At 67.8% G+C, this 26,834-nt stretch carries 22 protein-coding genes; 14 read left to right on the plus strand and 8 right to left on the minus strand.

Annotation, left to right across the window (positions count from 1 at the left end):
- Positions 1-35 precede the first annotated feature (35 nt).
- From creD to KXV01_RS01735, 5 genes are all read left to right on the plus strand, one after another.
- Positions 36-1,355 (plus strand): cell envelope integrity protein CreD, encoded by a 1,320-nt coding sequence (gene creD, locus KXV01_RS01715; RefSeq protein ID WP_049413546.1) that lies wholly within the window; start codon positions 36-38, stop codon positions 1,353-1,355.
- Between the two features lie 10 nt (positions 1,356-1,365).
- A complete protein-coding gene (locus KXV01_RS01720) occupies positions 1,366-1,776 on the plus strand; it encodes a hypothetical protein (protein WP_012479575.1) in 411 nt (136 codons plus the stop codon).
- Between the two features lie 156 nt (positions 1,777-1,932).
- Positions 1,933-3,525, plus strand: coding sequence for a M20/M25/M40 family metallo-hydrolase (locus tag KXV01_RS01725; protein WP_049413549.1), 1,593 nt, complete (start codon positions 1,933-1,935; stop codon positions 3,523-3,525).
- Between the two features lie 154 nt (positions 3,526-3,679).
- Positions 3,680-5,083: a glutamate--tRNA ligase gene (gene gltX / locus KXV01_RS01730; protein ID WP_263467478.1), complete on the plus strand. Its 1,404-nt coding sequence runs from the start codon at positions 3,680-3,682 to the stop codon at positions 5,081-5,083.
- Between the two features lie 34 nt (positions 5,084-5,117).
- A complete protein-coding gene (locus KXV01_RS01735) occupies positions 5,118-5,609 on the plus strand; it encodes a Fur family transcriptional regulator (RefSeq protein WP_005415799.1) in 492 nt (163 codons plus the stop codon).
- Positions 5,610-5,704: 95 nt separating this feature from the next.
- Here the strand turns inward: KXV01_RS01735 and KXV01_RS01740 are convergent, their stop codons facing one another.
- From KXV01_RS01740 to KXV01_RS01755, 4 genes are all read right to left on the minus strand, one after another.
- On the minus strand, positions 5,705-6,859 hold the full coding sequence (locus KXV01_RS01740; protein WP_099495095.1) for an HlyD family secretion protein: 1,155 nt from the start codon (positions 6,857-6,859) through the stop codon (positions 5,705-5,707).
- 10 nt (positions 6,860-6,869) lie between these two features.
- Entirely contained in the window at positions 6,870-8,543 is a 1,674-nt protein-coding gene (locus KXV01_RS01745; RefSeq protein ID WP_049413555.1) for an MFS transporter, read from the minus strand.
- On the minus strand, positions 8,543-9,109 hold the full coding sequence (locus tag KXV01_RS01750) for a TetR/AcrR family transcriptional regulator (RefSeq protein WP_019659167.1): 567 nt from the start codon (positions 9,107-9,109) through the stop codon (positions 8,543-8,545). The genes KXV01_RS01745 and KXV01_RS01750 overlap by 1 nt, the downstream gene beginning before the upstream one ends.
- A 254-nt stretch (positions 9,110-9,363) precedes the next feature.
- Positions 9,364-11,571 carry a TonB-dependent receptor gene (locus KXV01_RS01755; protein ID WP_099495094.1) on the minus strand — a complete coding sequence of 736 codons (2,208 nt, stop codon included), beginning with the start codon at positions 11,569-11,571 and terminating at the stop codon, positions 9,364-9,366.
- Positions 11,572-11,707: 136 nt separating this feature from the next.
- Between KXV01_RS01755 and KXV01_RS01760 the strand changes: the two genes are divergently transcribed.
- Positions 11,708-12,121 (plus strand): MerC domain-containing protein, encoded by a 414-nt coding sequence (locus KXV01_RS01760; RefSeq protein WP_005415804.1) that lies wholly within the window; start codon positions 11,708-11,710, stop codon positions 12,119-12,121.
- Between the two features lie 110 nt (positions 12,122-12,231).
- A complete protein-coding gene (locus tag KXV01_RS01765) occupies positions 12,232-12,411 on the plus strand; it encodes a 30S ribosomal protein THX (RefSeq protein ID WP_004150462.1) in 180 nt (59 codons plus the stop codon).
- Positions 12,412-12,512: 101 nt separating this feature from the next.
- Here the strand turns inward: KXV01_RS01765 and KXV01_RS01770 are convergent, their stop codons facing one another.
- The 3 genes from KXV01_RS01770 to KXV01_RS01780 all read right to left on the minus strand — a co-directional run bounded on the left by KXV01_RS01770 (position 12,513) and on the right by KXV01_RS01780 (position 16,155).
- A complete protein-coding gene (locus KXV01_RS01770; protein ID WP_099495093.1) occupies positions 12,513-13,763 on the minus strand; it encodes an ectonucleotide pyrophosphatase/phosphodiesterase in 1,251 nt (416 codons plus the stop codon).
- A gap of 425 nt (positions 13,764-14,188) precedes the next feature.
- Positions 14,189-14,680 (minus strand): methylated-DNA--[protein]-cysteine S-methyltransferase, encoded by a 492-nt coding sequence (locus KXV01_RS01775; protein ID WP_021202265.1) that lies wholly within the window; start codon positions 14,678-14,680, stop codon positions 14,189-14,191.
- Entirely contained in the window at positions 14,677-16,155 is a 1,479-nt protein-coding gene (locus KXV01_RS01780) for a DNA-3-methyladenine glycosylase 2 (protein WP_099495092.1), read from the minus strand. The genes KXV01_RS01775 and KXV01_RS01780 overlap by 4 nt, the downstream gene beginning before the upstream one ends.
- A 403-nt stretch (positions 16,156-16,558) precedes the next feature.
- On the opposite strand from KXV01_RS01780, the gene KXV01_RS01785 reads away from it, so the two are divergent.
- The 4 genes from KXV01_RS01785 (at position 16,559) to ubiM (ending at position 19,986) form a co-directional block, all read left to right on the plus strand.
- The gene (locus KXV01_RS01785) at positions 16,559-17,722 is read left to right on the plus strand and encodes a hypothetical protein (RefSeq protein ID WP_049441382.1); all 1,164 of its coding nucleotides are present in this window, start codon (positions 16,559-16,561) and stop codon (positions 17,720-17,722) included.
- A 59-nt stretch (positions 17,723-17,781) separates the two neighbouring features.
- Positions 17,782-18,327 (plus strand): DUF4019 domain-containing protein, encoded by a 546-nt coding sequence (locus KXV01_RS01790; RefSeq protein ID WP_099495091.1) that lies wholly within the window; start codon positions 17,782-17,784, stop codon positions 18,325-18,327.
- A gap of 11 nt (positions 18,328-18,338) precedes the next feature.
- The gene (locus KXV01_RS01795) at positions 18,339-18,728 is read left to right on the plus strand and encodes an MAPEG family protein (RefSeq protein WP_049441386.1); all 390 of its coding nucleotides are present in this window, start codon (positions 18,339-18,341) and stop codon (positions 18,726-18,728) included.
- Positions 18,729-18,807: 79 nt separating this feature from the next.
- Positions 18,808-19,986: a 5-demethoxyubiquinol-8 5-hydroxylase UbiM gene (gene ubiM, locus KXV01_RS01800; RefSeq protein ID WP_099495090.1), complete on the plus strand. Its 1,179-nt coding sequence runs from the start codon at positions 18,808-18,810 to the stop codon at positions 19,984-19,986.
- Positions 19,987-19,997: 11 nt separating this feature from the next.
- On the opposite strand, the gene KXV01_RS01805 is transcribed toward ubiM, so the two are convergent.
- Positions 19,998-20,219, minus strand: a complete 222-nt coding sequence (locus KXV01_RS01805; protein WP_014036469.1) for an RNA-binding S4 domain-containing protein — start codon at positions 20,217-20,219, stop codon at positions 19,998-20,000.
- A 268-nt stretch (positions 20,220-20,487) separates the two neighbouring features.
- Here KXV01_RS01805 and KXV01_RS01810 point away from each other — a divergent pair, with 268 nt between their 5' ends.
- The 3 genes from KXV01_RS01810 (at position 20,488) to KXV01_RS01820 (ending at position 26,815) form a co-directional block, all read left to right on the plus strand.
- A complete protein-coding gene (locus KXV01_RS01810) occupies positions 20,488-22,398 on the plus strand; it encodes a DEAD/DEAH box helicase (protein WP_099495089.1) in 1,911 nt (636 codons plus the stop codon).
- Between the two features lie 219 nt (positions 22,399-22,617).
- Complete coding sequence (locus KXV01_RS01815; protein WP_111096456.1) at positions 22,618-25,041, plus strand: EAL domain-containing protein; 2,424 nt, start codon at positions 22,618-22,620, stop codon at positions 25,039-25,041.
- A gap of 109 nt (positions 25,042-25,150) precedes the next feature.
- The gene (locus KXV01_RS01820) at positions 25,151-26,815 is read left to right on the plus strand and encodes a GGDEF domain-containing protein (RefSeq protein ID WP_263467479.1); all 1,665 of its coding nucleotides are present in this window, start codon (positions 25,151-25,153) and stop codon (positions 26,813-26,815) included.
- Positions 26,816-26,834 lie beyond the last annotated feature (19 nt).

Below are 26,834 nucleotides of genomic sequence, written 5' to 3' on the forward strand. Positions count from 1 at the left end.
GTCCATCCTGCAGCCCTCTCCAACGAGGATGGACCATGAAATCCCTGAAGATGCTGCTGCGGTTCGCCATTGTCGGCGGGCTGATCCTGTTGCTGCTGGTGCCGCTGATGATGATCCGCGGGGTGATCACCGAACGCAGCCAGTACCGCGACGAGGCCTTTGCGCGGGTGGCCGACAGCCGTGCCGGCACGCAGCAGCTGGTGGGCCCGGTGCGGGTGGTGCCGTGGGTGGAACGCAAGCAGGTTGAACTGGTTGACCCGCTGGGCGTCAAGAAGACCGAGGTGCAGGTCACCGAGGGGCACTGGCTGCAGATGCCAGCGTCGCTGGAGGTGGGCGGCGAGATGCTGCCGAGCCAGCGCGAAGTCGGCCTGTTCAAGGTGCCGGTGTACAGCTGGAACGGCCAGATGAAGGCGAGCTTCGCCGCTGACGACTATCCGGTGAAGGCAGGGCGCACGTATGGCCAGCCGTATGTGGCGGTGGGAATTTCCGATGTGCGCGGCCTGGTCGGTACACCGAACCTGCGCGTGGATGGCAAGCAGCTGCGCCTGCTGCCGGGCGTCGGCGTGGCAAGCGAAGTCGGCCGTGGCCTGCATGCGCCGGTGGCCGGTTTCGCTGCGGATCAGGGCGGCACGCTGGCGGCCAGCACCGTTGAACTGGAGCTGCGCCTGGATGGCAGCCGCATGCTGTCGGTGGTGCCGGTGGGCGATGACACCCACATCGCGCTGCGTTCGAGCTGGCCGCATCCGTCGTTCAGCGGTGCGTTCCTGCCCAACGAGCGGCGCGTTGATGCGCAGGGATTCGACGCGCGCTGGGCGGTGTCCTCGCTGGCCTCCGACGCACAGCGACAGCTGCGCAATGAAGGTTCGGTCGACTCGCAGGCGGTGACGGTGTCGCTGGTCGATCCGGTCGATACCTACACCCAGGCCGACCGTGCGTCCAAGTACGGCGTGCTGTTCGTGCTGCTGACCTTCGTCGGCTTCATCCTGTTCGAGCTGATCAAGTCGCTGCGCATCCACCCGCTGCAGTACCTGATGGTCGGCCTGGCGCTGGCGATCTTCTTCCTGCTGCTGATCAGCCTGTCCGAACACATCGCGTTCTGGAAGGCCTACCTGGTCTCGGCGGTGGCCTGCATCGGCCTGCAGGCGGTGTACCTGGCCAACGTGCTGGGCCATTGGAAGCGCGGCCTCGGCTTCGCGGCCCTGCTGACCGTGCTGTACGGCGCGCTGTATGGCCTGCTGGTGTCGGAGAACAACGCACTGCTGATGGGGTCGCTGCTGCTGTTCGTGATCCTGGCGCTGGCGATGTGGGTAACCCGCCGGGTCGACTGGTACGCGCTCGGCGCGGACCTGAAGTAAGGAGCACGCCATGGGCTGGCGCCAGGGATTGCGGCAACGGGCACGGCAGGGCATTCCGGCCCTGCTGGAAGTGGACGCACTGCTGCAGGCACATGGCGTGCTGGCGGCCCTGCCGGGGGCACGGATCGCCCCCGGCCTGGTCCGCTTCCAGCTGGCGGCGGTGACCTGCGAAGGATTGCAGGGGCAGGGATTGCGTTGGCTGCAGGGTGCGCGGCAGGGACGCGGCGCGGTGGCCGGCCGGGTGCCGCGCTATCGGCCATGGAAGGCCGGCGCGGAGGCATTGGCCGAGATCGGCATCGGCGGCCTTCCGGATGACTGGCCGGCACACGCGGCGGTGTACGGCTGCAGCAGCATCGACCGGCGGCACTGGTTGCTGTTGCTGCCGGAGCGGGCGCAGTTGTGGTTGGGATGGAGCGGGTGATTCGGCTTTGCGGGTACGACCCCACCCTTCTCCTGTAGGTGCGAACCCTTGGTTCGCACGCTTCCGCGCCGTCCATGACCGATGGGACGGTATCGCCGCGCCCCGGCTGGCTAGACTCGATGGGTTGATGATCGAGCCGAAGGGCAGGGGTGCGACGTGTTGAAGTGGGGCGTGCTGGCCGTAGCGCTGGCGATGGGTGGCAATGCAGCGGCACAGCAGCGCGAGACGGTGGACCTGGACATGGTCAGCCGCATCCGTCAGGAGGCGTTCCACCGTTCGCAGGTGATGGACACCTTCAGCTATCTCACCGAGCGCATCGGCCCGCGCCTGAGCAATTCGCCGGCGATGGGCCGCGCCAATGCGTGGACCCGCGGCAAGTTCAACGAATGGAAGCTGGACAACGTCCACGACGAGGCCTTCGATGATTTCGGCCGTGGCTGGGAATTCACCTCGGCGAGCGTGGAAATGCTGGGTGACCGCGTGCAGCCGCTGCATGCGCTGCCCAAGGCCTGGACCCCCGGTACGAAGGGCCCGGTCGAAGGCGAGCTGGTGCAGGTTGACATCAAGAAGCCCGAAGACATCGAGAAGTACCGCGGCAAGCTGCGTGGCAAGATCCTCCTGCTGGGCGAGGCACGCGAATACAAGCGGGGCACCGAGCCCGATTCGCACCGCCATGACGCGACCTCGCTCGAGGGCCTGCAGGAGTTCACCCTGCCCAAGGACAAGGACGCTACCGCCGAGCGCGCCAAGCGGGTCAAGGAGTACCAGGAGCGCCAGCAGCTGGCGGCCAAGGTCAATGCGTTCTTCGTCGAAGAGGGCGCGCTGGCCTCGATCAGCATCAGCAGCTGGGACAACGGCATCATCCGCGTTGCCGGCGGCGGTTCGCGCAAGGCCGGTGAGCCGGTGGGCATCCCGGAACTGGCGATGATCAGCGAACACTTCAATCCGCTGGTGCGCGCGCTTCAGGCCAAGCAGACGGTGCGCCTGCGCGTGGATGTAGCGGCGCGCTTCACCGACGAGGCCGACCAGCCCGGCTACAACACGCTGGCCGAGATCCGCGGCAGCAGCAAGCCCGATGAAGTGGTGATGATCGGTGCCCACCTGGATTCGTGGCACAGCGGCACCGGTGCGGCCGACAACGCCGCCGGCGTGGCGGTGATGATGGAGGCGATGCGCATCCTCAAGGCTACCGGCGCCAAGCCCAGGCGCACCATCCGCGTGGCGCTGTGGAGCGGCGAGGAGCAGGGCCTGATCGGCTCGCAGGCCTATGTGGCCAAGCACTTCGGCAAGTTCCCGGAGCCGACCGATCCGGCCCAGAAAGCGCTGCCGGCGTCGCTGCGCGAGCCGACCGGTGCACTGCAGAAGACCCGCGACTACAGCAAGTTCCAGGTCTACTTCAACATGGACAACGGCTCGGGCCGCTTCCGTGGCATCTACGCGCAGGAAAACCTGGCGGCGATGCCGATCTTCGAAGCCTGGCTGGCGCCGTTCCATGACGTGGGCGCCACCACCGTGGCCACCCGCAACACCGGCAGTACCGACCACATCAGCTTCGATCGCATCGGCCTGCCGGGTTTCCAGTTCATCCAGGACCGGCTGGACTACTTCACCAACGTCCACCACAGCCACCTGGACACCTGGGACCACGCCGAACCGGAAGACCTGAAGCAGGCCGCCGCCATCGTCGCTTCGTTCGCCTACAACGCCGCAATGCGCGAGCCGTCCTTCCCGCGAAAGGTAGAACCGTAAAAGGGGACGGAGGGGATTAAGTCGTATCTCCCCTCCGCTTCCCGGTTGCAGCACCCAACGGCTGGGCAATCGCGACTTAATCCCCTCCGTCCCCTTTTTCCGTCGGGGGCGGTGGGCTGGTAAAATCGGGGGATTCCCGTTCCTCGAGCCGTCCATGACCTGCCGCACCCGCTTCGCCCCCAGTCCCACTGGCTACCTGCACATCGGTGGTGCCCGCACCGCGCTGTACTGCTGGCTGGAGGCCCGTCACCGCGGCGGCGAGTTCGTGCTGCGCATCGAGGACACCGACCGCGAACGCAGCACCCAGGGCGCAACCGACGCCATCCTGGAGGCGATGGAGTGGCTGGGCCTGGACTACGACGAGGGCCCGATCTACCAGACCGACCGCGTCGCCCGTTACCAGGAAGTGGCCGAGCAGCTGATCGCCGAGGGCAAGGCGTACTACGCCTACGAGACCCGCGAGGAGCTGGATGCCATGCGCGAGGCCGCCATGGCCAGGCAGGAAAAGCCGCGCTACAACGGCGCTGCGCGCGATCTGGGCCTGCCCTACCGGGACGACCCGAACCGCGTCATCCGCTTCAAGAACCCGCTGGAAGGCACGGTGGTGTTCGATGACCTGATCAAGGGCCGCATCGAGATCGCCAACAGCGAGCTGGATGACATGGTCATCTTCCGCCCGGACGGCTACCCCACCTACAACTTCGCGGTGGTGGTGGACGACTGGGACATGGGCATCACCGAGGTCATCCGCGGCGACGACCACATCAACAACACCCCGCGCCAGATCAACCTGTATGAAGGCATCGGCGCGCCGGTGCCGAAGTTCGGCCACATGCCGATGATCCTGGACGAGCAGGGCGCCAAGCTGTCCAAGCGCACCGGTGCGGCTGACGTGATGCAGTACAAGGACGCCGGCTACCTGCCGGACGCACTGCTGAGCTACCTGGCCCGCCTGGGCTGGTCGCATGGTGACCAGGAGCTGTTCAGCCGCCAGGAACTGATCGATCTGTTCGACGTGAAGGACTGCAATTCCAAGGCCTCGCGCCTGGACATGGCCAAGCTGGGCTGGGTCAACCAGCACTTCCTGAAGACCGAGGAGGTGGCCTCGATCGTGCCGCACCTGGTCTACCAGCTGCAGAAGCTGGGGCTGGACGTGGCCGCCGGCCCGGCTCCGGAGGATGTGGTGATCGCCCTGCGTGAACGCGTGCAGACCCTGAAGGAAATGGCCGAGAAGGCCGTGGTCTGGTACCAGCCGCTGACCGAATACGATGAAGCGGCGGTGGCCAAGCACTTCAAGGCCGGTGCCGAGGTGGCGCTGGGCAAGGCCCGCGAGCTGCTGGCCGCGCTGCCGGAATGGACCGCCGAGTCGGTGGGCGTCGCCCTGCACGACACGGCCGCAGCGCTGGAAATCGGCATGGGCAAGGTCGCCCAGCCGCTGCGCGTGGCCATCACCGGCACCCAGGTCAGCCCTGACATTTCCCATACCGTTTACCTGGCCGGCCGCGAGCAGGCCTTGAAACGCATTGATGTGGCCATCACCAAGGTAGCAACGGCCTGAGGCATCCTTGCCAGGCCCGAACCGGAGAACACGCATGCCCGCCAAGACCGCCACTGCCTGTACCGCCCCGCACCACCACGTCCACGACGCATCGGATTTCGTGGCGGTGGTCGAGCGTGTCTCGCGCGAACGCGGGCTGCGCCTGACCCCGATCCGCGCCAACGTGCTGAAGCTGATCGCCGAGGCCGGCAAGCCGGTCAAGGCCTACGAGCTGCTGGAATGGGTGCGCAACGGCAAGGGCGTGGGCGCTGATGCCCCGCCCACCGTGTACCGCGCGCTGGACTTCCTGATGGCCAATGGCTTCGTGCACAAGCTGGAGTCGGTGAATGCCTTCGTGGCCTGCCATCATCCAAGCAGCGCTGCGCATTCGGTGCCGTTCCTGATCTGCAACAGCTGCCACAGCGCAGTGGAGCTGGAAGACCGCGAGATCGTCAGCCAGCTGGAGAAGCGGGCCAAGGAACTGGGCTTCCAGCCGCAGGCACAGACCCTGGAAGTGCACGGTCTCTGCGCGCGCTGCGCGGGGTAATGCAATGGTAGTGCCGGCCGCTGGCCGGCATCCTGAGTGGGGTCAGATCCCTTTGCCATTGGCAAAAGGGATCTGACCCCGTTTCATGACAAGGGCTAGTCCTTCGGTTTGCCTGCGGTATCCACCCGCACGATCACCGACATGCCGGGCCGCAGCTGCGCGGCCAGCTTCTGGCCTTCATCGATCGATATCCGCACCGGCAGCCGCTGCACCACCTTGGTGAAGTTGCCGCTGGCATTGTCCGGGCGCAACACGCTGAACTCCGATCCGGTGGCGGGCGCGATCTCCTGTACGCGGCCCCTCAGCACCTGGCCCTGGAACGCGTCCACCGAGAACGTCGCCGGCTGGCCGATCGCCATGCCCCAGGTCTGGCCTTCCTTGTAGTTGGCCACCACCCACAGTGTGTCAGGAACCAGGAACAGCAGCTGCGAACCGGCGGCGACATACTGGCCCACGCGCACGCTGGCCTCACTGATCTGGCCGTCGCGCGGTGCGTGGATCACCGTGTTGGCCAGGTCGATGCGGGCCAGCTCCAGCTGCGCCTGTGCGCTTTCCACCTGGGCCTCCAGGCTCTTGCGCGCGACCTGGGTCGACACCAGTGTTTCCTCGGCGATGCGGATCTGCGCCTGCGACTGCTGCACGCTGGCCTGTGCCGAGGCTTGGCTGGTGCGGAACTTGTCGCGGTCATTGATCGACACCAACTGCTGCGCGGCCAGTTCCTCGTAGCGCTTCAGCTCGTTGCGCGCGCGCTGCAGTTCGGCCTGGCCGGCCGAGAGCGTGGCGCGCGCCGAGGCGATCTGCGCACGGTTCTGTGCCTGCGACTGGTCGGAATTGGCCAGCGCCGCGCGCGCACTGTCCAGCGTCGCCTGCGCCTGGGCGACACGCTGCGCATAGATGCGGTCATCGATGCGCAGCAGCGGCTCGCCTTCCTTCACGTGCTGGAAGTCCTTCACCAGCACCTCGGTCACATAGCCGTTGACCTGCGGCGCCATCACGGTGATCTGGCCGCGCACATAGGCGTTGTCGGTCACCATCACGCTGCTGGTGAACGGCCACAGGTGCCAGGCACGCAGGATCAGCGCAATGCCCAGCAGGGCCACCACCACCATCACCACCACGCTGCGCGCGCTGGGCTTGAGGTACTTCGGCGCGACCGCGGGTTCTACCGGCGTGGACGCGGGCGCCGCGTCGGTGGGCGGCGGCGGGGTGACGTTGTCGGCGTCGTCGGGTCGGGGCGGAACGGGGGGCATGGTGGAGGACTCAGCGATGCGCGGCCGGGGTGGCCACAACGGGTGAAGTGGGGTGGCGCTTGCGCCATTGCTTGAGCACGGCGGTGCGCAGCGACAGCAGCAGCAACCAGCACAGGAAACCGATCGCCAGCCAACCGCTAAGGGTGAACACATCATTGAAGCCGCGCACATTGGCTTCGCGGCGCGTGGTCTGCGCCAGCTGCGCGCTGCCCTGCGCACTGCGCAGCACCGGGTCGGTGATCTGCGCAGCGTACAGCTGCTGCTGGAGGCGCAACCGTTGCGCGACCACCGGATCGGCCGGATCGAGCTGGCTGGTCAGCGCGCTGGAATACAGCTGCTCGCGATGCAGCTGGAAGGTGCCCAGCACCGCCGAGCCGGCCAGCCCACCCAGTGTCTGCGTGATCGACAGCGTCACCAGGAAGGTGATCATGTGGTCCACGCCCTGTTTCAGCGCAGCAGAGATGCCAAGCATGATCAGGGGCCCCATGAACATGCCGGCACCGACCGAGGCCAGGAACTGGCTGGCGTAGAAGTCGTGCGGCCGGTCCAGGCTGGTGCGGTGCTGGTCGAAGAATGCGGCAGCGCCCAGCAGCAGGATCGCCATCAGCAGCTGGGCGATCAGGCGCTTCGGGCCGAAGGTCAGCGAGGCGCCGGCGATGCCGACGATCACCCCGGCCAGGATCACTACGAACAGCGGGCGCATCTGGTCCGGCCCCATGCCCAGCGTGCGCATCAGGTTGACCACGCCGTAGGACTGCTCGGTGGTCAGGAAGCGGATCAGGAAGGCGCCGACGATGAAATGCAATACCGGCAGCGTCGACAGCCAGCGGATCTGCAGCAGCGGATTGCGCCGGTAGTGTTCGATGATGAAGGCGGTGGTGGACAGCACGATCGAGGCGATCAGCGCCCAGCCCAGCCACGGCGTGTTGAGCCACCAACGGGTGTAGCCCTGCGCCAGTACGATCACCAGCAGCGCAACCGCCGGCGCCAACAACGCGAAGGTAAGGAAATCCAGCGGCTCGAAGGCCTTCACCTGGATGCCGGGCGGCAGTTTCAGCACCACCACCGCGGCGAAGGCGCACAACGCCAGGCCGGCCTCGAACGAATACAGCTGGTGCCACTGGCCGGTATCGACCAGGCCTGGTGAAACGATCCAGGCGATCGGCACCGCCAGCTGCGAAAGGCCGACGCCGACCACCAGCAGGTTGCCGGTAAAGCGGCGGGGCAGGGCCTGCAGCATGTACAGCGTGCCCAAGGTCGAACAGGCCGCGCCGGCGAAGCCGCTGGCGGCACGAGTCAGCATCGTGGTCTCGAAGCTGCCGACGAACAGGTGCAGGACCGCCAACGCCGCGTACAGGCCCAGCCCGATTTCGGCGAACAGGCGGATGCCGTATTGCTGGCGGAACTTGAAGGCCAGCAGGTTGGCGGTGACATTCACCATCGCATAGGCCGCTACCAGCCAGCTGCCCTGGGTCGGGGTCAGCGCCAGCTGGCCCTGCAGGAACGGCAGGTTGGCGGTAACCAGCGCATTGCCGAGGCCGCCGGTGATCGCCACCAGCAGCGATACCAGCGCATAGGCCGCGCGCCGGTATGGCGGGTGCCAGGGCATCGACGCCGAGCCGGGCATGGTCGGCTTCTCATGCTCCTCCCAATCCGGAACCGGCTTCAGATACGGCTGGACCATCAACGGGCCTCGCTGGCAGCTCCCTGGAGACCCCCACGCAGCAGCTGCAGGGCGCGGCCGGCCAACTGGGCGCGCTCGTCGCGGGTCTTGCCGCGCAGGGCCGCACCCAGCATGCCCGAGATCAGTGAAATATCCGTCTTTTCCAGGTCGGCACGGCACAGCCCGGCCGCCTTGGCGCGCGCGATCGGTTCCTCCAGCAGGTCGCGCACGGTCTCGCGCGCGGCGCGCATGGACGGCACGTCCGAATCAACCGCACGCCAGTAGTCGGCCAGTGCCGGCGAATCGATGATGCGCTGGGCCATGCCCTCGAACACCTCGAACAGGGCGTCGTCGCGGTCGCCGAGCTGTTCGACCTGGCGCCGGATGCGGTCGACCGTGCGCTGCAGCAGCGCCTGGATCAGCGCGGTGCGGTCGGGGAAGTTGCGGTACAGGGTGGCGCGGCCCACCTGGGCGCGTTCGACCACCAGGTCCAGTGGGGCGGTGACGCCATGTTGGCCGAAGACATGATCGGCGGCGTCGAGGATGAGGGCACGGCGGGCAGCGGCATCGGCACGTTGGGCAGTCATGGAATTATTCTCGGACAGAAGTGTCCGATTGGCGAGACATTGGGTGACGGGATTGTCCGCTTGTTGTGGTACGCACATCTTTGTGACGGGTGTGTGAGCGAGGGCGCCGCGACCTCGCTCACGCATAAAGGAACGGGGGGCCAGACGGCCCCCCGGGAGAGAGAATGGTATTCGTGGTGCGGTCCCGCCATGCGTTGAAGGGCGAGTGGGGGCAGAGCCCTTTCCCGCGGAAAGGGATCCGCCCCCTACATCGATCAGAAGAACGCGCGGATGCCGAATGCGACGCCACGGCCCGGCAGCGGCGAGTAGTCGCGCAGCAGCGAGGTATGCGGACGCACTTCGCGGTTGGTCAGGTTGCTGCCATCCAGGAACACCTCGTAGCTGTTGCTGGCGTTGCGGTCCCAACGGTAGGCCAGGTGGGCGTCGACCAGGGTGTAGCCATCGCTCGGCTCCTCGTTCTGCGCCACGTCCTTCTGGCGGCTGTAGCGCACCGCACCGACCGAGGCGCGCCAGCCGTCCTTCGACCAGCGCAGGTCGGCGCCGACGCGGGCCGGGGCGATGCGCGGCAGGTAGCCGGTGTTGGCCAGTTCCACGCTGTAATTGTGGTTGTGGTCGCCGTGCGGCACGGCGATGTCGAGGTTGCGGCTGCCGCTGCCATCCAGCTTGGCTTTCACGTAGTCACCGAACAGGCGCAGGTCCCAGTCGCCGGCGCCGCCCTCGAACAGGTGCACCAGCGCTTCGGCCTCGGCACCGCGGAACACCGCGTCCTGCTGGGTCCACGCACGAACTGGCAGGCCCTCGGTAACGCCGGTGTCGGCCAGGTAGATGAAGTCCTTGAACTTGGTCTGGTAGACGGACGCGGAGAAGTCCAGGCGCTCGCTGTGGGTGTGGATGCCCAGTTCCACGCGCTGGCCGCGCTCGGTCTTCAGGTTGGCGTCGCCGATTTCCAGCGAGCGGGTGGCGATGTGCGCGCCGGCGGCATACAGCTCCTCGTTGGTCGGTGCACGCTCGGAGCTGTCCACGCCGATGCGCAGGTCGACCGCGTCGTTGAGCTTCCAGATGCCGGCAGCCGACAGGTTGGTGGCGCCGAACGTGCGGCGACGGTAATCACCGGTGGGGTCCAGCTTGACCTGGTCGTGGCGGCCGCCCAGTTCCAGCTTGAACGGGCCGAACTGCTTTTCCTGCAGTACGAACAGGCCGATGTTCTTCGTACCCGTATCCGGTACGAACGCCTCTTCACCCTTGGCGCCGAAATCACTGTTGCCGAACTGCAGGCCGAAGGCACCGTCCCAGCCACCGATCTGCTGCTGCACCGCTTCCAGGCGCGCTTCGATGCCACGGTTGGTGAAGCGGGTGGAGGGCGTGCCGGCCTCCAGCTCCACGTGCTCGTAGTCGGTGTAGGCCACGCGTGCGTTGATGTTCTTCAGGAACGAGGCCGGGTTGTAGATGCCGGCCTTGGTCTCGAAGCGGTTCTGCACCATGTCGATGCGCACGTCGTGCTCGTCGCCGCCTTCCTCTTCATCCCCATGGTCGTGGCCGTGGTCATGGCCGTGATCGTCGCCATCAGCGTGCACGTGCGCGCCGTTGGGGATGCCGTAGTTGGTGCGGTAAGTGCTGGCCGACACACCGAAGTAACCACCGTCGCCCAGCCACGTTGCGCCGACGCCGCCGGCGCGGGTGCGGATGGAACTGTTGTCGAGGCGGCCGCGACGCGGCTCTTCCCCTTCCTCGCCCGCGTGGTCGTGGTCATGGTCGTCGTGGTGGTCTTCCAGGCTGTCGATCACCGCGTAGCCGGGGATACGGTAGTCGTCGCCATTGCGCACCAGGCCATCCACATGGAGCACGACGTTGCCGCTGACGCCGTCGAGGCGGAACATGCCGCTGCGCTCGTTGTTCACCGAATTGCCGCGCAGTTCGGCGCGGCCGCTGAGCGGGCGCTCCGGCAGTTCGCGCGCGATGCGGCCATCGACCACGTTGACCGCACCACCGATGGCACCGCTGCCGAACAGCAGCGTGGCCGGGCCCTTCAGTACTTCGATCTGGTCGGCCAGGAACGGCTCGATGCTGGTGGCGTGGTCGGCACTGACGGTAGAGGCATCCATGTTGCCCATGCCGTTGGACAGCACGGCCACGCGCGGGCCTTCCTGGCCACGGATGATCGGGCGGCCGACGCCGGGGCCGAAGAAGGTGCTCTGCACGCCGGGCAGCTTGGCCACGGTATCGCCGAGGGTGCCGGCCTTCTGCTCGTCCAGGCGCTCACCGGCCAGCACCTCCACCGGGCGCGCAAGGGATTCGGCATCGCCCTGCAGCGGCGACGCGGTGACCTGCACCGAGGACAGTTCGGTCAGGTGGCGGTCACGATGGGCGGTGTCCTGACCGGCTGCAAAGGCGACGGACGGCAGCAGGGCGGCGAGGGCCAGAGCCAGGGAATGCGGCTTGAGCCGTGCGGTGTGGGCGGGCATGGATGGGTCCTTTGTTACACTGTATCAATCGCTGGGCGCACGAATCCCGTCGATGGGACGGGGGAAGGGGAAAGCGTGCGGGTCGGGAAGGGATGTTATATTATTCCATAACGATTCGCCGACCCTGCTGGAAGTCATGTCCTTGTCCTCACGCCTGCGCCACCTGCTCGACCGTTTTGGTGCCACCGGTTCGATGCTGTGCGCGGTGCATTGCGCAGTCATCCCGGTGCTGCTGGCGGCAGCGCCCTCGCTGGGCCTGTCGTTCTGGCTGAGCGACGGCGTTGAACAGGCGCTGGTGCTGTTCGTGACCCTGCTTGGGCTGTTCAGCCTGGTCTGGGGTTACCGCCGCCATGGCGCGCTGCGTGCGCTGGGCTTCCTGATCCCCGGCCTGGTCGCGCTGTGGGCCGGCGTGCTGTACGAGCCGCTGCATCACAATGCCGTGCCGCATGCGGTGGTGATGACCATCGGTGGCCTGCTGGTGGGCGTTGCCCATCTGGTCAACCTGCGCCTGAACCACGGCCACGTACACGACGCCAGCTGCGCGCACTAGGCGCTCCGTGATAGGATTTTCGATCGTGCGCGGGGGCGCCCAGCAAGGCGGCCCCGCCGAACCCGTGTCAGTACGGGGTAACCAGATTTCACACTTGAGGAGTTGAAGACATGGGTAAGGGTGACCGCAAGACCGCCAAGGGCAAGCGCTACAACGCCAGCTACGGCAACGCCCGTTCGCATACCGCGAGCAAGGTCGCCGTAGGCGCCGCCGCCCCGGTTGCCAAGAAGACCGTGGCCAAGGCTCCGGCGAAGAAGGCTGTGGCGAAGAAGGCCGTCGCCAAGGCCTGATCCGGTCGAACGACCGGTCCAAAGAAAAACGCGGCGCCTGGCGCCGCGTTTTTTTTATGCCTGTCCGGTGAGCCGAGCGTGGGTTCGGCTCTACAACCGCATCAGCGCAGTGTCTTCTTCAGCGTTTCCGGATTGCCGTCGTTCGGCGCGGCCGGTACCTGCAGCAGGTGGGCCAGCAGCGGATAGACATCGACGTTGTCGAAGCCATCGATCACCAGGCCCTGGCGGAACGACGGGCCGCCGGCCACGAACACTGCGCGCATGGAAGGCAGTGCGTTGTCGTAGCCATGCGAACCTCGATCCTGCTTTGCACGCTTGGCGATCTTCTCCTGGTGCAGGGCATCCCAGCCTTCATCCATGACACAGACGATGGCCGGAACCCGCGGATGCGTGCCGTAGTGCCAGCGTGCCGGCAGGTTCTCCTTCTTCCAGCATTCGTAGTGCGCGTGGCGTCCGAGCAGGGCGCGTTCGGCTTCCGCTTCGCGGCCGGCGACCGGCGCAAAACCCACCGACTGGCCTTGGCTGATATTGCGTGCAATGGCCGGGTCGGCCATCGACTCGGTGGCGATCACGTTGCCGTCGGCGACGCTGGCCATGCCGTGGTCGGACACGACGATCACGTTGGTGGTCTTGGCCAGATCGCGCTGCTGCAGCCCGTCGAGCACCTGGCCGACGATCTGGTCGGCGCGCACGATGGCGTCGGCGTACTGCTTCGACCCGGGGCCGTAGTGGTGGCCGGCCTTGTCCACGTGTTCCATGTACAGCGTGGTGAGGCGCGGTGCATCAGCATCGGTCTGCGCCAGCCAGTCGAGCACGATGCTGGCCCGCTGCTCCAGCGGTTCCTTGCCGTCGTACACGCGCCACTTGCTGGGGCGCACGCCGCGGATTTCAGACTCACTGCCCGGCCACGCCGTGGTGGCCGAACGTACGCCAGCGTTCTCGGCACTGACCCAGATCGGTTCGCCACCCCACCAGCCGCTGGTGGTAACCGCCTTGCGGTTGCTCAGCTCGAACCGGCCCAAGGCTTCATCGTCCATGCTGTTGTTGACGATGCCGTGGTGGTCTGGACGCAGGCCGGTGACGAGGGTGTAGTGGTTGGGGAAGGTCAGTGACGGATAGGACGGGGTCATCCAGCGTGCGCGCACGCCGCCGTCGATCAGTCGCTGCAGGTTCGGGGTCAGGCCGCGGTCCAGCGCGTCGGCACGCAGGCCGTCGATGGAGATCAGCAGCAGCTTGGGCGGCGCAGCCGCAGCGACGGGTGTGGGAACGGAGGCGGAAGGGGCGGGCGCAGTGGTGCAGGCGGCCAATGGCAGCAGCAGCGCCAGCGCGCAGGTCAGGCGTACGGAAGTCATCCGTGCATGATAAGCCGGTGCAATTACCGGCCCAAGACACGGCGCACTATTGCGCGCCGTGTCCGCGCATTTTTCCTCATCCCCGCGCCAGTCGGCGCGCCCCATTCAACAGGAAGGGGGCTTTCTCCAGACATAATTCCTGATGCTTCCATCCACCCATGGCGTGGGTCTACCGTGTCGACCGAGGTCGACACCTACCAACAGTTGCGCAGTGCGCCGTCCCGACAGATCTCAGGAATCTGTCGAAGGCGGGGTGGGTCCGGTTGCGGGGGTGTCCGCGGCATGGATGCCGCGGCCAAGCCCCCAAGGACGGGTTGACGGCGTCCCCCGCAGCCGGACCCACCACGCCATGCTTCGGAATGCTGCTGTTGCTTCGGCCGTTGCGGTTGCCTCTGCGGGTGCCGGGCGCAGCCCGGCCGGCCCTCTCAGGCGAACAGCGGGGCCTGGCGTTGTTCCAGCCGCAGCAGCGCCGCCTTGGTTTCCAGGCCGCCACCGAAGCCGGTCAGCGCACCGTTGCTGCCGATCACGCGGTGGCAGGGCAGGATGATCGGCAATGGATTGCGGCCATTGGCCGCGCCCACCGCGCGGGTCGCGCTGGGCTGGCCCAGGTGCTGCGCCAACTGCAGATAGCTCCAGGTCTGGCCGAACGGAATCAACGCCAGCGCCTGCCACACGCGCAGCTGGAAAGGCGTGCCTCGTGGTGCCAGCACAAGGTCGAAGCTGCTGCGCTCGCCGTGCAGGAACTGCAGCAGCTGTTCGCGCGCTTCCGGCAGCGCATCCGGTGCGTAGTGCCAGTCATCGCGCCCGCGTGCCGGATGGCGGTTCTCGGGGAAAAGCACATGTGACAGGCCACGCTCATCACCGGCGATGGTCAATACGCCGATCGGGCTGTCGAAACGATCGAACAACAGGGTCATGTCGGTTCTCCAACGAACGTGCCGGACAGGTGCCACAGGTGCAGCACGGCGTAGGCGCGCCAGGGGCGCCATGGTTGCGAGCGCGCTTCGGTCGCACGTTCGCTCAGGCGCTGGCCCTGGGCGTGGCCGAGCACCTGTTGCAGCACCAGGTCGCCGGCGGGGAAGGCATCGGGCTGGCCGAGCCCGCGCAGGGCGATGTACTGCGCGGTCCAGGGGCCGATGCCGGGCAGTGCCACGCAGCGCGCAACGAATTCCTCCAAGGCCTGGCCGGGCCCGAAGTCGAGCTGGCCGCTGGCGCAGGCGGCGGCCAGTGCGCGCACGGTAGCGGCGCGGCTGCGCGGCAGGCCGATCGATTCCAGCGGCGCCTCGGCCAGTACCTCGGGCGCGGGGAACTGGCGATCGAATTCCGATGGCATGCCCGGCAGGTGTGCGCCATAGGCATCGACCAGCCGCCGCGCGAAGGTGGTGGCGGCGGCAACAGTAACCTGCTGGCCGAGCACGGCGCGCACGCCCACTTCGAAACCATCCCAGCCGCCGGGCACGCGCAGCCCCGGGCGCTCGGCGATGCCGCGCGCCAGCAAGGGTTCCTCACCAAGTGCGGCGTGCACCTGTTGCAGGTCGGCATCCAGATCAAACACCCGACGCACGCGGCGCACGATGTCGGGGATCAGGCGCGGATCCACCGCGCCCAGTTGCAGGCGCAGTTCCGGCCGCTTCGAATCGGCGGTGACGCGCAGCAGGGTGGGGCGCTCCGGCGTGCCCAGTACGCGCTGGTAGCTGTCTTCGCCGATCAGTTCGATGCCGGGCAGGCTGCGTTTGCGCAGGAACGCAAGCATGCGTGGGAAGTCCAGTGGCGGACGGTAGCCCAGGCGCAGCACCAGGCCGCCATCATCTGCAGCCAACGGTTGATGCTGGCGGCGCAGGGCGGTCGGCGCCATCCCACAGCCCTGCAGGAACGCGGTATTGAAGCGGCGCAGGCTGTTGTAGCCGGCAGCCAGCGCGACGTCGGTCACCGCCAGCGTGGTTTCGGTCAGCAACTGTTTGGCCAGCAACAGGCGATGGGTTGCGTGGATCTGCCCGGGCGTCGCGCCGAGATGTTCGACGAACAGGCGCTGCAGTTGGCGCGCGCTGAGGCCGAGCTTCGTTGCAAGATCGGCCACCGGCTGCTCCTGCAGGAAGCCTCCCTGGATCAGCGCCAGTGCGCGCTGCACGGTCTGTCCGGCCAGTGCCTGCTGCGCCTGCGGTGCCAATTCCGGGCGGCAGCGCAGGCAGGGACGGTAACCGGCCGCCGCGGCGGCCGCGGCAGTCGGGAAGTAGGTGATGTTGCGCGGCTTCGGCGGCGGTGCCGGGCACACCGGGCGGCAATAGATGCCGGTGCTGCGCACGGCAGTGAAGAACACGCCGTCGAAGCGTGCGTCGCGGGCCAGGCGGGCGCGGTCGCAGGCGGCGGTGTCGAGGGCGAGGGGGGAGTCCATGGCGCCAGTCTAGGCCTCTGGCGACGGCGATACTCGCCACATTCGGACATGGATACTGAAGGGGGTTGGGCAGGGCTGCGCCCTGCACCCGCCGAGGCCAGAGCAACAACAGCGGGCTTCCTGGGGGAGGGCGGGGTGGGTCCGGTTGCAGGGGACGCTGCAAGTACGTCCATGTAAGCTCGGTCGCGCCATCCATGGCGCTCACGCCCCTGCAACCGGACCCACCCCGCCTTCGAGAGGTTCCTGCGACCTGTCTTGCGGGCGTTCTGCGCTGCTGTTGGTGGGTGTCGACCTTGGTCGACACGCTTTTTCCAAGGGTCAGAAGGGGTTCAGTGCCACGCGCTGAATGCGCGCGCTGGACGGGTAGACTGTGGCCCTTGTTCTCTTGAAATCCGGTTGCCCGATGTCCGCCAAATTCCGCTGGTTGCCCCTGTTGTGCCTGGCCCTGGCGGGCTGCAGCCAGCTGGAAAATACGGGCAACGTGACTGCCGCCGACAAGGCGTCGCGGGCGCCGTCCAGCGATGGCGAGAACATGGTGTCGATCAATGCGGCTGACGCACCGCCGCCGCCGGCGCCGCCGCGCAGCCGGGAGGATCGGCCGTGGCCGCAGGCGCAGCTGGAGAACGGACGTGCCTGGGTCAGCTGCAGCACGGAATATGCGGGCGATGCCGGCGACGGTGTCGAACTGGAAGGCCTGCAGCGCGAGCAGATCACCCAGGCCCTGGCGCCGTGCGCCGAGCGTGGCCTGATGCGCGTGCGCTACGCCGGCAAGATCAATCCGGGCTTCGCCGAGATGATGTGGCGTCTGGCGGTGGTGGCCGACCAGCAGAAGATCCACAAGCGCATCCTTGACCTGGATTCCAGCGGCGGGCAGGTGGAGTCGGCGATCGTGGCCGGCGACAGCATCGGTGAGTCGGGCTGGACCATCTGGGTCCGCGAAGGCTCGATCTGCCACAGCGCCTGCGTGTTCGTGCTGGCCGCCGGCGACAACCGCCTGCTGTCGGGCAAGGTCGGCATCCACCGCATGATGCGCATCAGTTCCAAGGCCACCTCGCGCGCCGAGCTCAACCGCGAGCTGCACGAGGTCTACGACAATGTGAAGGACTACCTGCAACGCAACGGCGTGGCGGTCGGTGTGGCCGATCTGATGATGACCGTGCCCAACCGCAGCCTGCGCCTGCTGACCCCGGACGAACTGCGCCAGTACGGCCTGGATGGCACCAATGCGGTGCAGGACGATCTGGAACGGATCAAGCAGATGCGTGCCTGCGGCGACGATTTCGTGCAGCGCAAGGACGCCTTCCTGGTCGCCTTCGACCAGCAGTGCAAGCGCGAAGGCGCCGACATGGAGTCGATCAACAGCTGTGGCCAGGCGTTGAAGCAGCGCTTCGGCTTCCCGGACGCGGTGTGCCCCGACGAAAGCCCGCTGTCGGAGATCGATGTGGCGACGCTGCCACCAGCGCCGCCGGAGCCGCCGCCGGTGGCCGAACAGGCGCCGGCAGAGACCGGCACCCCGGCCGCGCAGGCCGATGCGGCGGCGGTGGAAGGCAACGCCCCCGCGCGCTGACGAACCGCTCACCGCGCTGGCGTAGACTGCGGTCCTTTCCTCGAGAACCGGCGGTGTCCATGAAGCGCGTGCTCCTGCTGCTGTCCCTGCTGCCCCTGACTGCATTGGCGCAGGCGCCTGCGCCGGCCACGCCTGCACCGGCTCCGGCACGCCCGGCCCCGGCATCGCCGGCGGCCGCGAAGCCCGCCACTGCCGGTATCCAGGCGTTGACCGCTGCACAGCAGGCCCAGGTGCAGAAACAGGACGCGGAAATGGGCGCGGCTGCGTTGAAGGCGGCGCAGCTGGTCGATGCCAACCGCGCCGAAGAATTGTGGGATGGCGCTTCGGCGGTCGCGCGCCGTGCGGTGCCGAAGGCCACCTTCGTCAGCCAGTTGGCCGCCGAGCGTACGCGCCTGGGTGCGCTGGCCGGGCGTGGCCAGCCGACCATCACCCGGGTCAAGTACAGCCCTGGCGCCGCAGTGCCGGAAGGGCTGTACATCAACGTCAGCTTCCCGACCCGTTTCGCCAACAGCGCGCAGCCGGTGCGCGAGCTGGTCTCGTTCCGCTTCGACGAAGACCAGGTCTGGCGCCTGGCCGGTTACAGCCTGCGCGCGTCGGCACCCTGAGGAGATGAACGATGGCAACTGAGCTGACAATGCTGGCCTGGTCGATCGTGCTGGGCTTCGTCTACATCTTCGCCACCTCCACCGTGGTCACCCGCGAGCGCGGGATGAAGTGGAATGCCTCGGCACGGGATGGCGATGCAAAGCCGCTCAGCGCGCTGGCCGGTCGCCTGCAGCGTGCGCAGGCCAACTTCCTGGAAACCTTCCCGTTCTTTGCCGCCGCCGCGATCGCAGTGGTCGTGGCCGGGCGCAGCAACGACACCACGGCGCTGGCTGCGCAGGCCTACTTCTGGGCGCGCGTGGTCTACCTGCCGCTGTATGCCGCAGGCGTGCCCTACGTGCGCAGCCTGGTCTGGCTCGTATCGCTGCTGTCGATCCTGGCGCTGGTGTTCGCACTGCTGTAGCCGGGCCTGATCCAGATCAAGGCCAGTCATGCGCGCGGCGCTATGCTGGCCCGGACTGAATCAACGGCAGGAGGCGCGCATGCGCAGGATGGACGTGGTGGTGGTCGGCGCCGGACCGGCGGGCCTGTGCTTCGCGCGTGCGCTGGCCGGCAGTGGCCTGCAGGTCGGGCTGGTCGAAGTTCAGCCGCGCCAGGCCCTGGCCGACGCCGCCTTTGATGGCCGCGAGATCGCGTTGACCCATGCCTCGCGGCAGAGCATGGAGCAACTGGGGCTGTGGCAGCGCCTGCCGCAGGCCGAAGTCGCCGAGCTGCGCGATGCCAGGGTGATGAACGGCGGCTCGCCGTTCGCGCTGACCTTTGCCAGCAGCCAGGCCGATGGTCAGCCGCTGGGCTGGCTGGTGCCCAACCATCTGATCCGCCGCGCCGCCTGGGATGCCGTGCAGGGCCAGGATGGGCTGGAGCTGTTCGATGGGCGCAAGGTGCTGGGCGTGCAGGCCGATGCGCAGGGCCACGTGGTCAGACTCGATGACGGCAGTCAACTGCACGCGCGCCTGCTGGTCGCGGCTGACAGCCGCTTCTCCGCCACCCGCCGCATGCTCGGCATCGGTGCGCAGATGCGCGACTTCGGCAAGTCGATGCTGGTATGCCGCATGCAGGTCGAGCGCGACCATCGCCACACGGCCTGGGAATGGTTCGGCTACGGCCGCACCATGGCGCTGCTGCCGCTCAACGAGGGCCAGGCATCGGCGGTGATCACGCTGCCGCCGCGGCAGATCGAAGAATTGCTGGCGATGGACGAGGTGGCTTTCGGCGAGGCCATCAGTGCCTGCTTCGAGCATCGCCTGGGCCGCATGCAGCCGGTGGCCACGCCGCAGGCGTATCCGCTGGTGGGGGTGTACGCGCACCGCTTCGTCGGCGAGCGTTCGGCGCTGATCGGCGATGCGGCGGTGGGCATGCATCCGGTCACCGCGCATGGCTTCAACCTGGGACTGGCCAGTGCGCAGCGGCTGGCACAGGGCATCGTCGCGCAGCAGCGGCGCGGTGCCGACATCGCCGCCGCCGGCATGCTGGCCAGCTACCAACGCGGTCATCGGTTTGCGTCTCGGCCGCTGTACGAGGCCACCAACGCGATCGCCAGCCTGTACACCGACGATCGTCGCCCGGCACGCCTGCTGCGGGCCGCGGGCCTGCGCGTGGCGCAGGCCGTGGCACCGTTCAGGCAGCTGATTGCCTCGCACCTGACCCAGCGCGTAGCCTGAACATTCTCGGATCAGCCAGCGGCCAGCACGCGGATCTGGCTGTCGGCGAACTCGACCACCTGGCCTGCGCGGATCTTGCAGGCCTTGCGCAGTTCGACCTCACCGTCGACCCGCACCTGGCCCTCGCTGATGACCATCTTGGCCTCGCCGCCGCTGGTGACCAGGTCGGCTAGCTTCAGCAGCTGCTTGAGTTCGACGTAGTCGCCGTCGAGGTCGAATTCGAGAATCTGCATGGAGCGAGGGGTCCTGGAAAGAGGGCGCAGGCCAGCGGCCGGGCCGGGGAGCGGGCACGTATTGTGCGCCAGCACGGGGCACGACGGCACGCGCATGGAAAGCTGTACGCCTCGTTCAGGATCAATGCGGTATCATTCCGCTCTGAGCGAGTGAAATCTCCTCCGACCGAGCAGCGCCAGGGCACGCGATAAGAAGGGCGCCCAAAGCGCGGACCATCACCCTTTTTATCGCACTGCCAGGAAGACGGCAGTGCCTTCGGAGTTCCCCATGTCCCAAGATTCCCAAGCGCCGCTGCAGTTCGCGCAGCTCGGCCTGTCCGAGCCCGTGATGCAGGCGGTCACCGCCATCGGCTACGAAACCCCGTCGCCGATCCAGGCCGCCACCATCCCGGCGATGCTGGAAGGCCGCGACGTGCTGGGCCAGGCCCAGACCGGTACCGGCAAGACCGCTGCGTTCGCACTGCCGGTACTGTCCAACATCGACCTGCAGCAGATCAAGCCCCAGGCCCTGATCCTGGCGCCGACCCGCGAACTGGCCATCCAGGTTGCCGAGGCGTTCCAGTCCTATTCGTCGAAGATCCCGGGTTTCCGCGTGCTGCCGGTGTACGGCGGCCAGCCGTACGGCCAGCAGCTGTCGGCCCTGCGCCGTGGCGTGCACATCGTGGTCGGTACTCCCGGCCGCGTGATCGATCACCTGGACCGCAGCACCCTGGACCTGTCCGAGCTGAAGACCCTGGTGCTGGACGAAGCCGATGAAATGCTGCGCATGGGCTTCATCGACGATGTCGAAGCCGTGCTGAAGAAGCTGCCGGAGCAGCGCCAGGTGGCCCTGTTCTCGGCGACCATGCCGCCGCAGATCCGCCGCATCGCTCAGACCTACCTGCAGGACCCGGTGGAAGTGACCATCGCGGCCAAGACCACCACCTCGGCCAACATCCGCCAGCGCTACTGGTGGGTGAGCGGCATGCACAAGCTGGACGCGCTGACCCGCATCCTGGAAGTCGAGCCGTTCGACGCGATGATCATCTTCGCGCGCACCAAGGCCGGCACCGAAGAACTGGCCAGCAAGCTGCAGGCGCGTGGCCTGGCCGCTGCCGCCATCAACGGTGACATGCAGCAGGCCCAGCGCGAGCGCACCATCGCCATGCTGAAGGAAGGCAAGCTGGACATCCTGGTCGCCACCGACGTGGCCGCGCGCGGCCTGGACGTGGAGCGCATCAGCCACGTGCTGAACTACGACATCCCGTACGACACCGAAAGCTACGTGCACCGCATCGGCCGTACCGGTCGTGCCGGCCGCAGCGGCGAGGCGATCCTGTTCGCCACCCCGCGCGAGAAGGGTATGCTGCGCCAGATCGAGCGCGCCACCCGCCAGCCGATCGAAGAGATGCAGCTGCCGAGCGTGGAAGCGGTCAACGACACCCGCATCAACAAGTTCACCTCGCGCATCAGCGAAACCCTCGGCGCCGGCGGCCTGGACTTCTACCGCCAGCTGCTGGAGCGCTTCGAGAACGAGCAGAACGTGCCGGCCATCGAGATCGCCGCCGCGCTGGCCAGGATGCTGCAGGGCGATACCCCGTTCCTGCTGCAGCCGCCGGTGCGTGCCCCGCGTGAAGAGCGCGCGCCGCGCGAGCGCTTCGACCGCAACGAGCGGGGTCCGCGCTTCGAGCGTGGCCCGCGCCGTGACGACGCCGAAGGTGGTTTCGAGCAGCGTCCGCGCCGTGAGGTTCCGCCGCGTGGTGCACCGGAGCAGGGCATGGAGACCTACCGTATTTCGGTCGGTCACCAGCATGGCGTGAAGCCGGCCAACATCGTCGGCGCCATCGCCAACGAAGCCGGCCTGGAAAGCCGTTTCATCGGCCGCATCGACATCCACGACGACTTCTCGCTGCTGGACCTGCCGGCACAGATGCCGCCGGACGTGCTGTCGCACCTGCAGAAGGTGTGGGTGTCCGGCCAGCAGCTGCAGATGCGTGCGCTGGCTCCGGGTGAAGACACCAACCCGGCCCCGCGCCCGTTCAAGCCGCGCTTCGACAAGCGTGGTCCGGGCGGCCCGGGTGGCCCGCGTCGTGGCGGCCCGGGTGGTCCGGGTGGCCATGGGGGCGACCGCGGCGGTGACCGCGACAGCCGCCCGCCACGTCGTGATGGCTTCAAGCCGCGCGGCCCGCGCAGCTTCTAAGCCGCACCCGCAGCCGTCCAGAGCAACGCCAGCCCCCGGGCTGGCGTACAGGAAAAAGGGGACGGAGGGGATTAAGTCGTATATGGCAGGCCATGCGCTTATGCCGAAAACGACTTAATCCCCTCCGTCCCCTTTTTCGCATGGTCAACACATTGCCGGTCATAGGCTGGGCCGGTTCCAAAGGAGGTTGTCACCGCGGCACATTCGGGGGGATCCGGGATGGGTAGGAGTGGCACGGACCAAAAGAGCCGGCGGGTGCCGATGACCCGGGGGCTGGGACTGCGATTCGCGTTGTTGACCGGCATGGCGATCGGACTGGTCGCACTGTCGGCGTTGATCCAGGAACTGCAGGCGGCCTCCACCGCCTGGATCGCCGGCCAGGGATACTGGTCGCGTGGTCAGCAGGATACGACCGCCGCGCTCAGCCGCTACCTGGCGCGCGGCAATGGCCAGGATCTGGACGACGCACGCCGGGCTCTGCAGGTGCCGTTGGGCGATCTGCAGGCGCGGTTGGCGCTGGAACAGGCGGAGCCTGACGAAGAGAAGGCCCGGCAGGGCTTCCTGCAGGGGGGCAACGCGCACGCCGACATTCCGCGCCTGGTGTTTTCGTTCCGCTACGCGCGCGATATCGGTGCCTTCCGCGAAGCGACCGCGTTATGGCGGCAGACCGACGGGGACCTGATGGCGCTGCAGCGCCTGGTCGATGAGTTGCAGCGGCGGCACGAGGGTGGCCCCTTGCCGGCGGCCACGCGTGACCAGTACCTGCAGCAACTGCGTGATCTCGACCGCCGGATGCAGGTGCAGAGCCAGGCGTTCTCGCAGGCGCTACTGCGGATGGCGACGCTGGTGAGGCTGGCCACGTTGATGGTCGCGGGCCTGTCGGTGCTGGCGATCAGCCTGATGGCGGTGGCCCTGGCGCGCCGCGTCGGCGAGGACCTGACCGAACACGAGAGCCGCTTCCGCGCAGCGTTCTACCAGGCCAACGTCGGTATGCTCAAGCTCGATACCGAAGGCAAGGTGATCGAGGCCAACCAGGCGATGGCCGACATCCTCGATCATCGCCGCGACGTGCTGCTGCAGCTGTCGCTGGCTGACCTGCTGATGGACGGCGAGCTGGTCATTGACGGGGTGGGGCGCATCGATTGGGACCGCCAGCTGCGCCCGAGCGAACTGCGCTTCCGCCGTCGTGATGGCAGCCTGGTCTGGGGCCGCTGGAGCGGCACCGGTGTGCGCAGCGCCGGCGGCGGCCTGTCGGTGTTCGCGATCATCGAAGACGTGAGCCAGAACCATGCACTGGCGCGCGAGATCGAGCACCACGCCAGCCACGACCCGCTGACCGGCCTGATCAACCGGCGCGAGATCGAACGCCTGCTGGAACGCGCGCTGCTGCAGGTGCGCAGCGAAGGTGGCACGCACGCGCTGTGCTACATCAACCTGGACCATTTCAAGCTGGTCAATGACAGCTTCGGCCATGCCGCCGGCGACCAGATGTTGCGCAGCTTCGCCGATTACCTGGTGGCGGCGGTGCGCGATGGTGACTGGGTGGGCCGGCTGGGTGCGGACGAGTTCGCGGTGTTCCTCGCCCATGCCGGGCAGGACGAGGCCAAGCGCGTGCTGCAGCGGGTGATCCGCAATCTGGGGCAGGCGACGTTCCCGGTGAGCGAGGGCAGCCCGCAGTTGAGCTGCAGCATCGGCGTGGTCGAGGTCAGCGCCGATGCACCGGATGTGAACTGGTTGATGAGCGCCGCCGACAGTGCCTGCTATGCGGCCAAGCAGGCCGGGCGCAACCGCGTGCACTGCTTCAACGAGAACCGCATGGCGCTGGAGGAACGGCGCCGGGAAGCCGAGCGGCTGCAGGGCGTCAGCCTGGCCATGGCCGAGAACCGCATGGTGCTGTACGCGCAGCGTATCGCACGCGTCGGCGATCCCAGCTACCTGCACTACGAGGTGCTGGTGCGCATGCGCGGCAGCGATGGCAGCCTGCACCTGCCGGGCCAGTTCATGCCGGCGGTGGAGCGCTATGGCATGGCCGTGGCGCTGGACCGGCACGTGCTCGGCCTGCTGTTCCGGCACCTGCAGGTATGCCCGGCGCATGTGCGGCAGCTGGGACTGTGCAACGTCAACGTGTCGGCGCAGTCGATCGCCGAGCCCGGCTTCCTCGCCTTCGTCTGCGACCTGCTGGAGCGCAATCGCGCGCTGGCCTCCAAGCTGTGCTTCGAGATCACCGAGACCGCCGCGATCAGCAACCTCAGCCAGGCGCGCGCGTTCATCGATGCGGTGAAGGCGCGCGGCTGCCGGATGGCGCTGGACGATTTCGGCTCCGGGCTGTCCTCGTTCGGCTACCTGCGCCAGCTGCCGGCCGACATCCTGAAGATCGACGGGGCCTTCGTGCGCGACATGGATACCGATCCGGTCAGCCACGCCACCGTGCGCGCGATCAGTGAACTGGGGCGCGAGCTGCAGATGGAGGTGGTGGCCGAATGGGTGGAGACCGCCGAAGTCGCCGCCGCGCTGACCCGGCTTGGGGTGCAGGGCCTGCAGGGCTATGCGGTCGAGCGACCGCAGCCACTGGAACGGATGACCCTGGCCGACCTGCGGCCGGTGCGCCTGGTGGCCGTGAAAGGTCCTCCCGCCGCAGGCTGAATGCTCTGCGGCGACTTTGGTCTACACATGCGTTGCAGCCGCGGCTGCGATAATGCGCGCCAGGGGCGACGCGCAGTGGGCGCGGGCGTAAGCAGGAACAGGACGTGGCGTGGGCGGCAGGCAGTGGCAGTACGGAACAGGGGCGGTGCTGGTCGTGCTGCTGGTGTGGTTGGCAACGCCGTGGCCACTGTGGGCCGCCGCCGCCGAAGCCGGCCGCGATTACCTGCTGGTCGGCGCAGCCACCGATGAACCCACTCCACATCGCGCATGCACGCCGGGCATGCTGGCCGGTCACCGGCAGCAGGTGCAGGTGCCTGCGCCGCCGGGCGGCTGGTCGGGGCAACCGCAGGCCCTGGACGTGTTCAATGTGTTCGCTGGCGAAGTCCGCGTGCAGTATGGCGATCGCGAGATCTGCGGCAACATGCACGATGCCCGTACCCGAGACTCACGCTTCCGCGCGGGCGTCGGGCTGGTGGCGGTGCCGCCAGCGGGCAGTCACGATCCCTTCCTGGTGTCGTGGCAGACGCCGTTGAAGGCGCGCTGGGTACCCACCCTTCGGCTGGGTGCGCCCAGTCCCGTGCAGCAGAACGATACCGCCCGCCTGCTGGTGCGCGCGGCCTGCATCGCCGTGGCGATCGCACTGGCGTTGTCGGCACTGATGGCCTTCCTCACCACCCGCGACCGCAGTTCCCTGGTCTACATCGCCGGTACCACCGTACTGGTGCTGTGGCAGGCCATCCTCGGTGGCCTCAGCGGCTATCCGGAACCCTGGCTGCCGGTGGGCGAGCGCGGTGCCTGGTGGCTGCTGGCGTTGACTGCGGCCACGCAGGCCCTGGTGCTGCCGGCGCTGTGGCGGCTGAATGGCGGTGATCGCCTGTTGCCGCGTTCGCGTCCGTTCCAGCTGCTGGCGCTTTGGGGATTGCTGGTGTTGGCTGCACTGGTGCCCTGGCTGCCATGGGACAGCCTGGCCTGGGTGGCGCAGGGCCTGCAGGTGTCCTATCTGCTGGGCTGTGGCCTGGCGTTGATGGTCGGGGTGTGGGCGCGGCTGCGCGGTGACCGCTGGGCGCAGGCGGGGCTGGCGGCGCTGGCGCCGATGCTGGTGTTGATCCTGGCCGACGCCTGCCGCGCGGCGTGGTTGCTGGAATACCGCGTGGAGGCCCTGCAGCTGGCGGTGACCTGGCTGCTGATGATGGCAGCCTACGCACTGAACCAGCGGCTGGGCCGCCTGCGCCAGCAGCGCGATGAACTGCGCCAGCTGGCCGAGACCGATGGCCTGACCGGCCTGCCCAACCGCCGTGCCGGCCTGCAGCAGCTGGCCCGCCACCTTGAGCGGGTTGACCGCGAGCGTGGCCCGCTGGTGATCGGCTTCCTCGATATCGATCTGTTCAAGGACATCAATGACCGCCATGGCCACGCCGTGGGGGACCAGGTGCTGGTGGCGGTGGCACGCGCATTGCGTGCCGCGGTACGCAGCCAGGACCAGGTGGTGCGGATGGGTGGCGAAGAGTTCCTGCTGCTGATGCCGGGCATGCCGCGGGAGGCGGCGTCGGCGCGCCTGGATCGCCTGCGCCAGCACATCACGGAAGCGGCCGGGGCGCTGCAGGTGCCCGGCCTGGAGGTCACCGCCAGCATCGGCCTGGCGCAGTGGCGGCCGGGCGAGGACGATCTCGCCGCGCTGCTGCGCCGGGCCGACCATGCCATGTACGTGGCCAAGCGTGCCGGCCGCAACCGGGTGTTCGACGGCGAAGAACTCGATCCCCCCGGCCTGGCATGAAGCGCGGCGGGCGGCGATG

This window comes from Stenotrophomonas sp. Ps181, assembly GCF_025697425.1.
GTDB lineage: Bacteria > Pseudomonadota > Gammaproteobacteria > Xanthomonadales > Xanthomonadaceae > Stenotrophomonas > Stenotrophomonas sepilia.

What these genes read in the sequence shown, in the direction of transcription:
- creD (WP_049413546.1), top strand. Translation starts at nt 36, where the DNA reads ATGAAATCCCTGAAGATGCTGCTGCGGTTCGCCATTGTCGGCGGGCTG.
- KXV01_RS01720 (WP_012479575.1), top strand. Translation starts at nt 1,366, where the DNA reads ATGGGCTGGCGCCAGGGATTGCGGCAACGGGCACGGCAGGGCATTCCG.
- gltX (WP_263467478.1), top strand. Translation starts at nt 3,680, where the DNA reads ATGACCTGCCGCACCCGCTTCGCCCCCAGTCCCACTGGCTACCTGCAC.
- KXV01_RS01735 (WP_005415799.1), top strand. Translation starts at nt 5,118, where the DNA reads ATGCCCGCCAAGACCGCCACTGCCTGTACCGCCCCGCACCACCACGTC.
- KXV01_RS01740 (WP_099495095.1), bottom strand. Translation starts at nt 6,859, where the DNA reads ATGCCCCCCGTTCCGCCCCGACCCGACGACGCCGACAACGTCACCCCG.
- KXV01_RS01745 (WP_049413555.1), bottom strand. Translation starts at nt 8,543, where the DNA reads ATGGTCCAGCCGTATCTGAAGCCGGTTCCGGATTGGGAGGAGCATGAG.
- KXV01_RS01750 (WP_019659167.1), bottom strand. Translation starts at nt 9,109, where the DNA reads ATGACTGCCCAACGTGCCGATGCCGCTGCCCGCCGTGCCCTCATCCTC.
- KXV01_RS01755 (WP_099495094.1), bottom strand. Translation starts at nt 11,571, where the DNA reads ATGCCCGCCCACACCGCACGGCTCAAGCCGCATTCCCTGGCTCTGGCC.
- KXV01_RS01760 (WP_005415804.1), top strand. Translation starts at nt 11,708, where the DNA reads ATGTCCTTGTCCTCACGCCTGCGCCACCTGCTCGACCGTTTTGGTGCC.
- KXV01_RS01765 (WP_004150462.1), top strand. Translation starts at nt 12,232, where the DNA reads ATGGGTAAGGGTGACCGCAAGACCGCCAAGGGCAAGCGCTACAACGCC.
- KXV01_RS01770 (WP_099495093.1), bottom strand. Translation starts at nt 13,763, where the DNA reads ATGACTTCCGTACGCCTGACCTGCGCGCTGGCGCTGCTGCTGCCATTG.
- KXV01_RS01775 (WP_021202265.1), bottom strand. Translation starts at nt 14,680, where the DNA reads ATGACCCTGTTGTTCGATCGTTTCGACAGCCCGATCGGCGTATTGACC.
- KXV01_RS01780 (WP_099495092.1), bottom strand. Translation starts at nt 16,155, where the DNA reads ATGGACTCCCCCCTCGCCCTCGACACCGCCGCCTGCGACCGCGCCCGC.
- KXV01_RS01785 (WP_049441382.1), top strand. Translation starts at nt 16,559, where the DNA reads ATGTCCGCCAAATTCCGCTGGTTGCCCCTGTTGTGCCTGGCCCTGGCG.
- KXV01_RS01790 (WP_099495091.1), top strand. Translation starts at nt 17,782, where the DNA reads ATGAAGCGCGTGCTCCTGCTGCTGTCCCTGCTGCCCCTGACTGCATTG.
- KXV01_RS01795 (WP_049441386.1), top strand. Translation starts at nt 18,339, where the DNA reads ATGGCAACTGAGCTGACAATGCTGGCCTGGTCGATCGTGCTGGGCTTC.
- ubiM (WP_099495090.1), top strand. Translation starts at nt 18,808, where the DNA reads ATGCGCAGGATGGACGTGGTGGTGGTCGGCGCCGGACCGGCGGGCCTG.
- KXV01_RS01805 (WP_014036469.1), bottom strand. Translation starts at nt 20,219, where the DNA reads ATGCAGATTCTCGAATTCGACCTCGACGGCGACTACGTCGAACTCAAG.
- KXV01_RS01810 (WP_099495089.1), top strand. Translation starts at nt 20,488, where the DNA reads ATGTCCCAAGATTCCCAAGCGCCGCTGCAGTTCGCGCAGCTCGGCCTG.
- KXV01_RS01815 (WP_111096456.1), top strand. Translation starts at nt 22,618, where the DNA reads ATGGGTAGGAGTGGCACGGACCAAAAGAGCCGGCGGGTGCCGATGACC.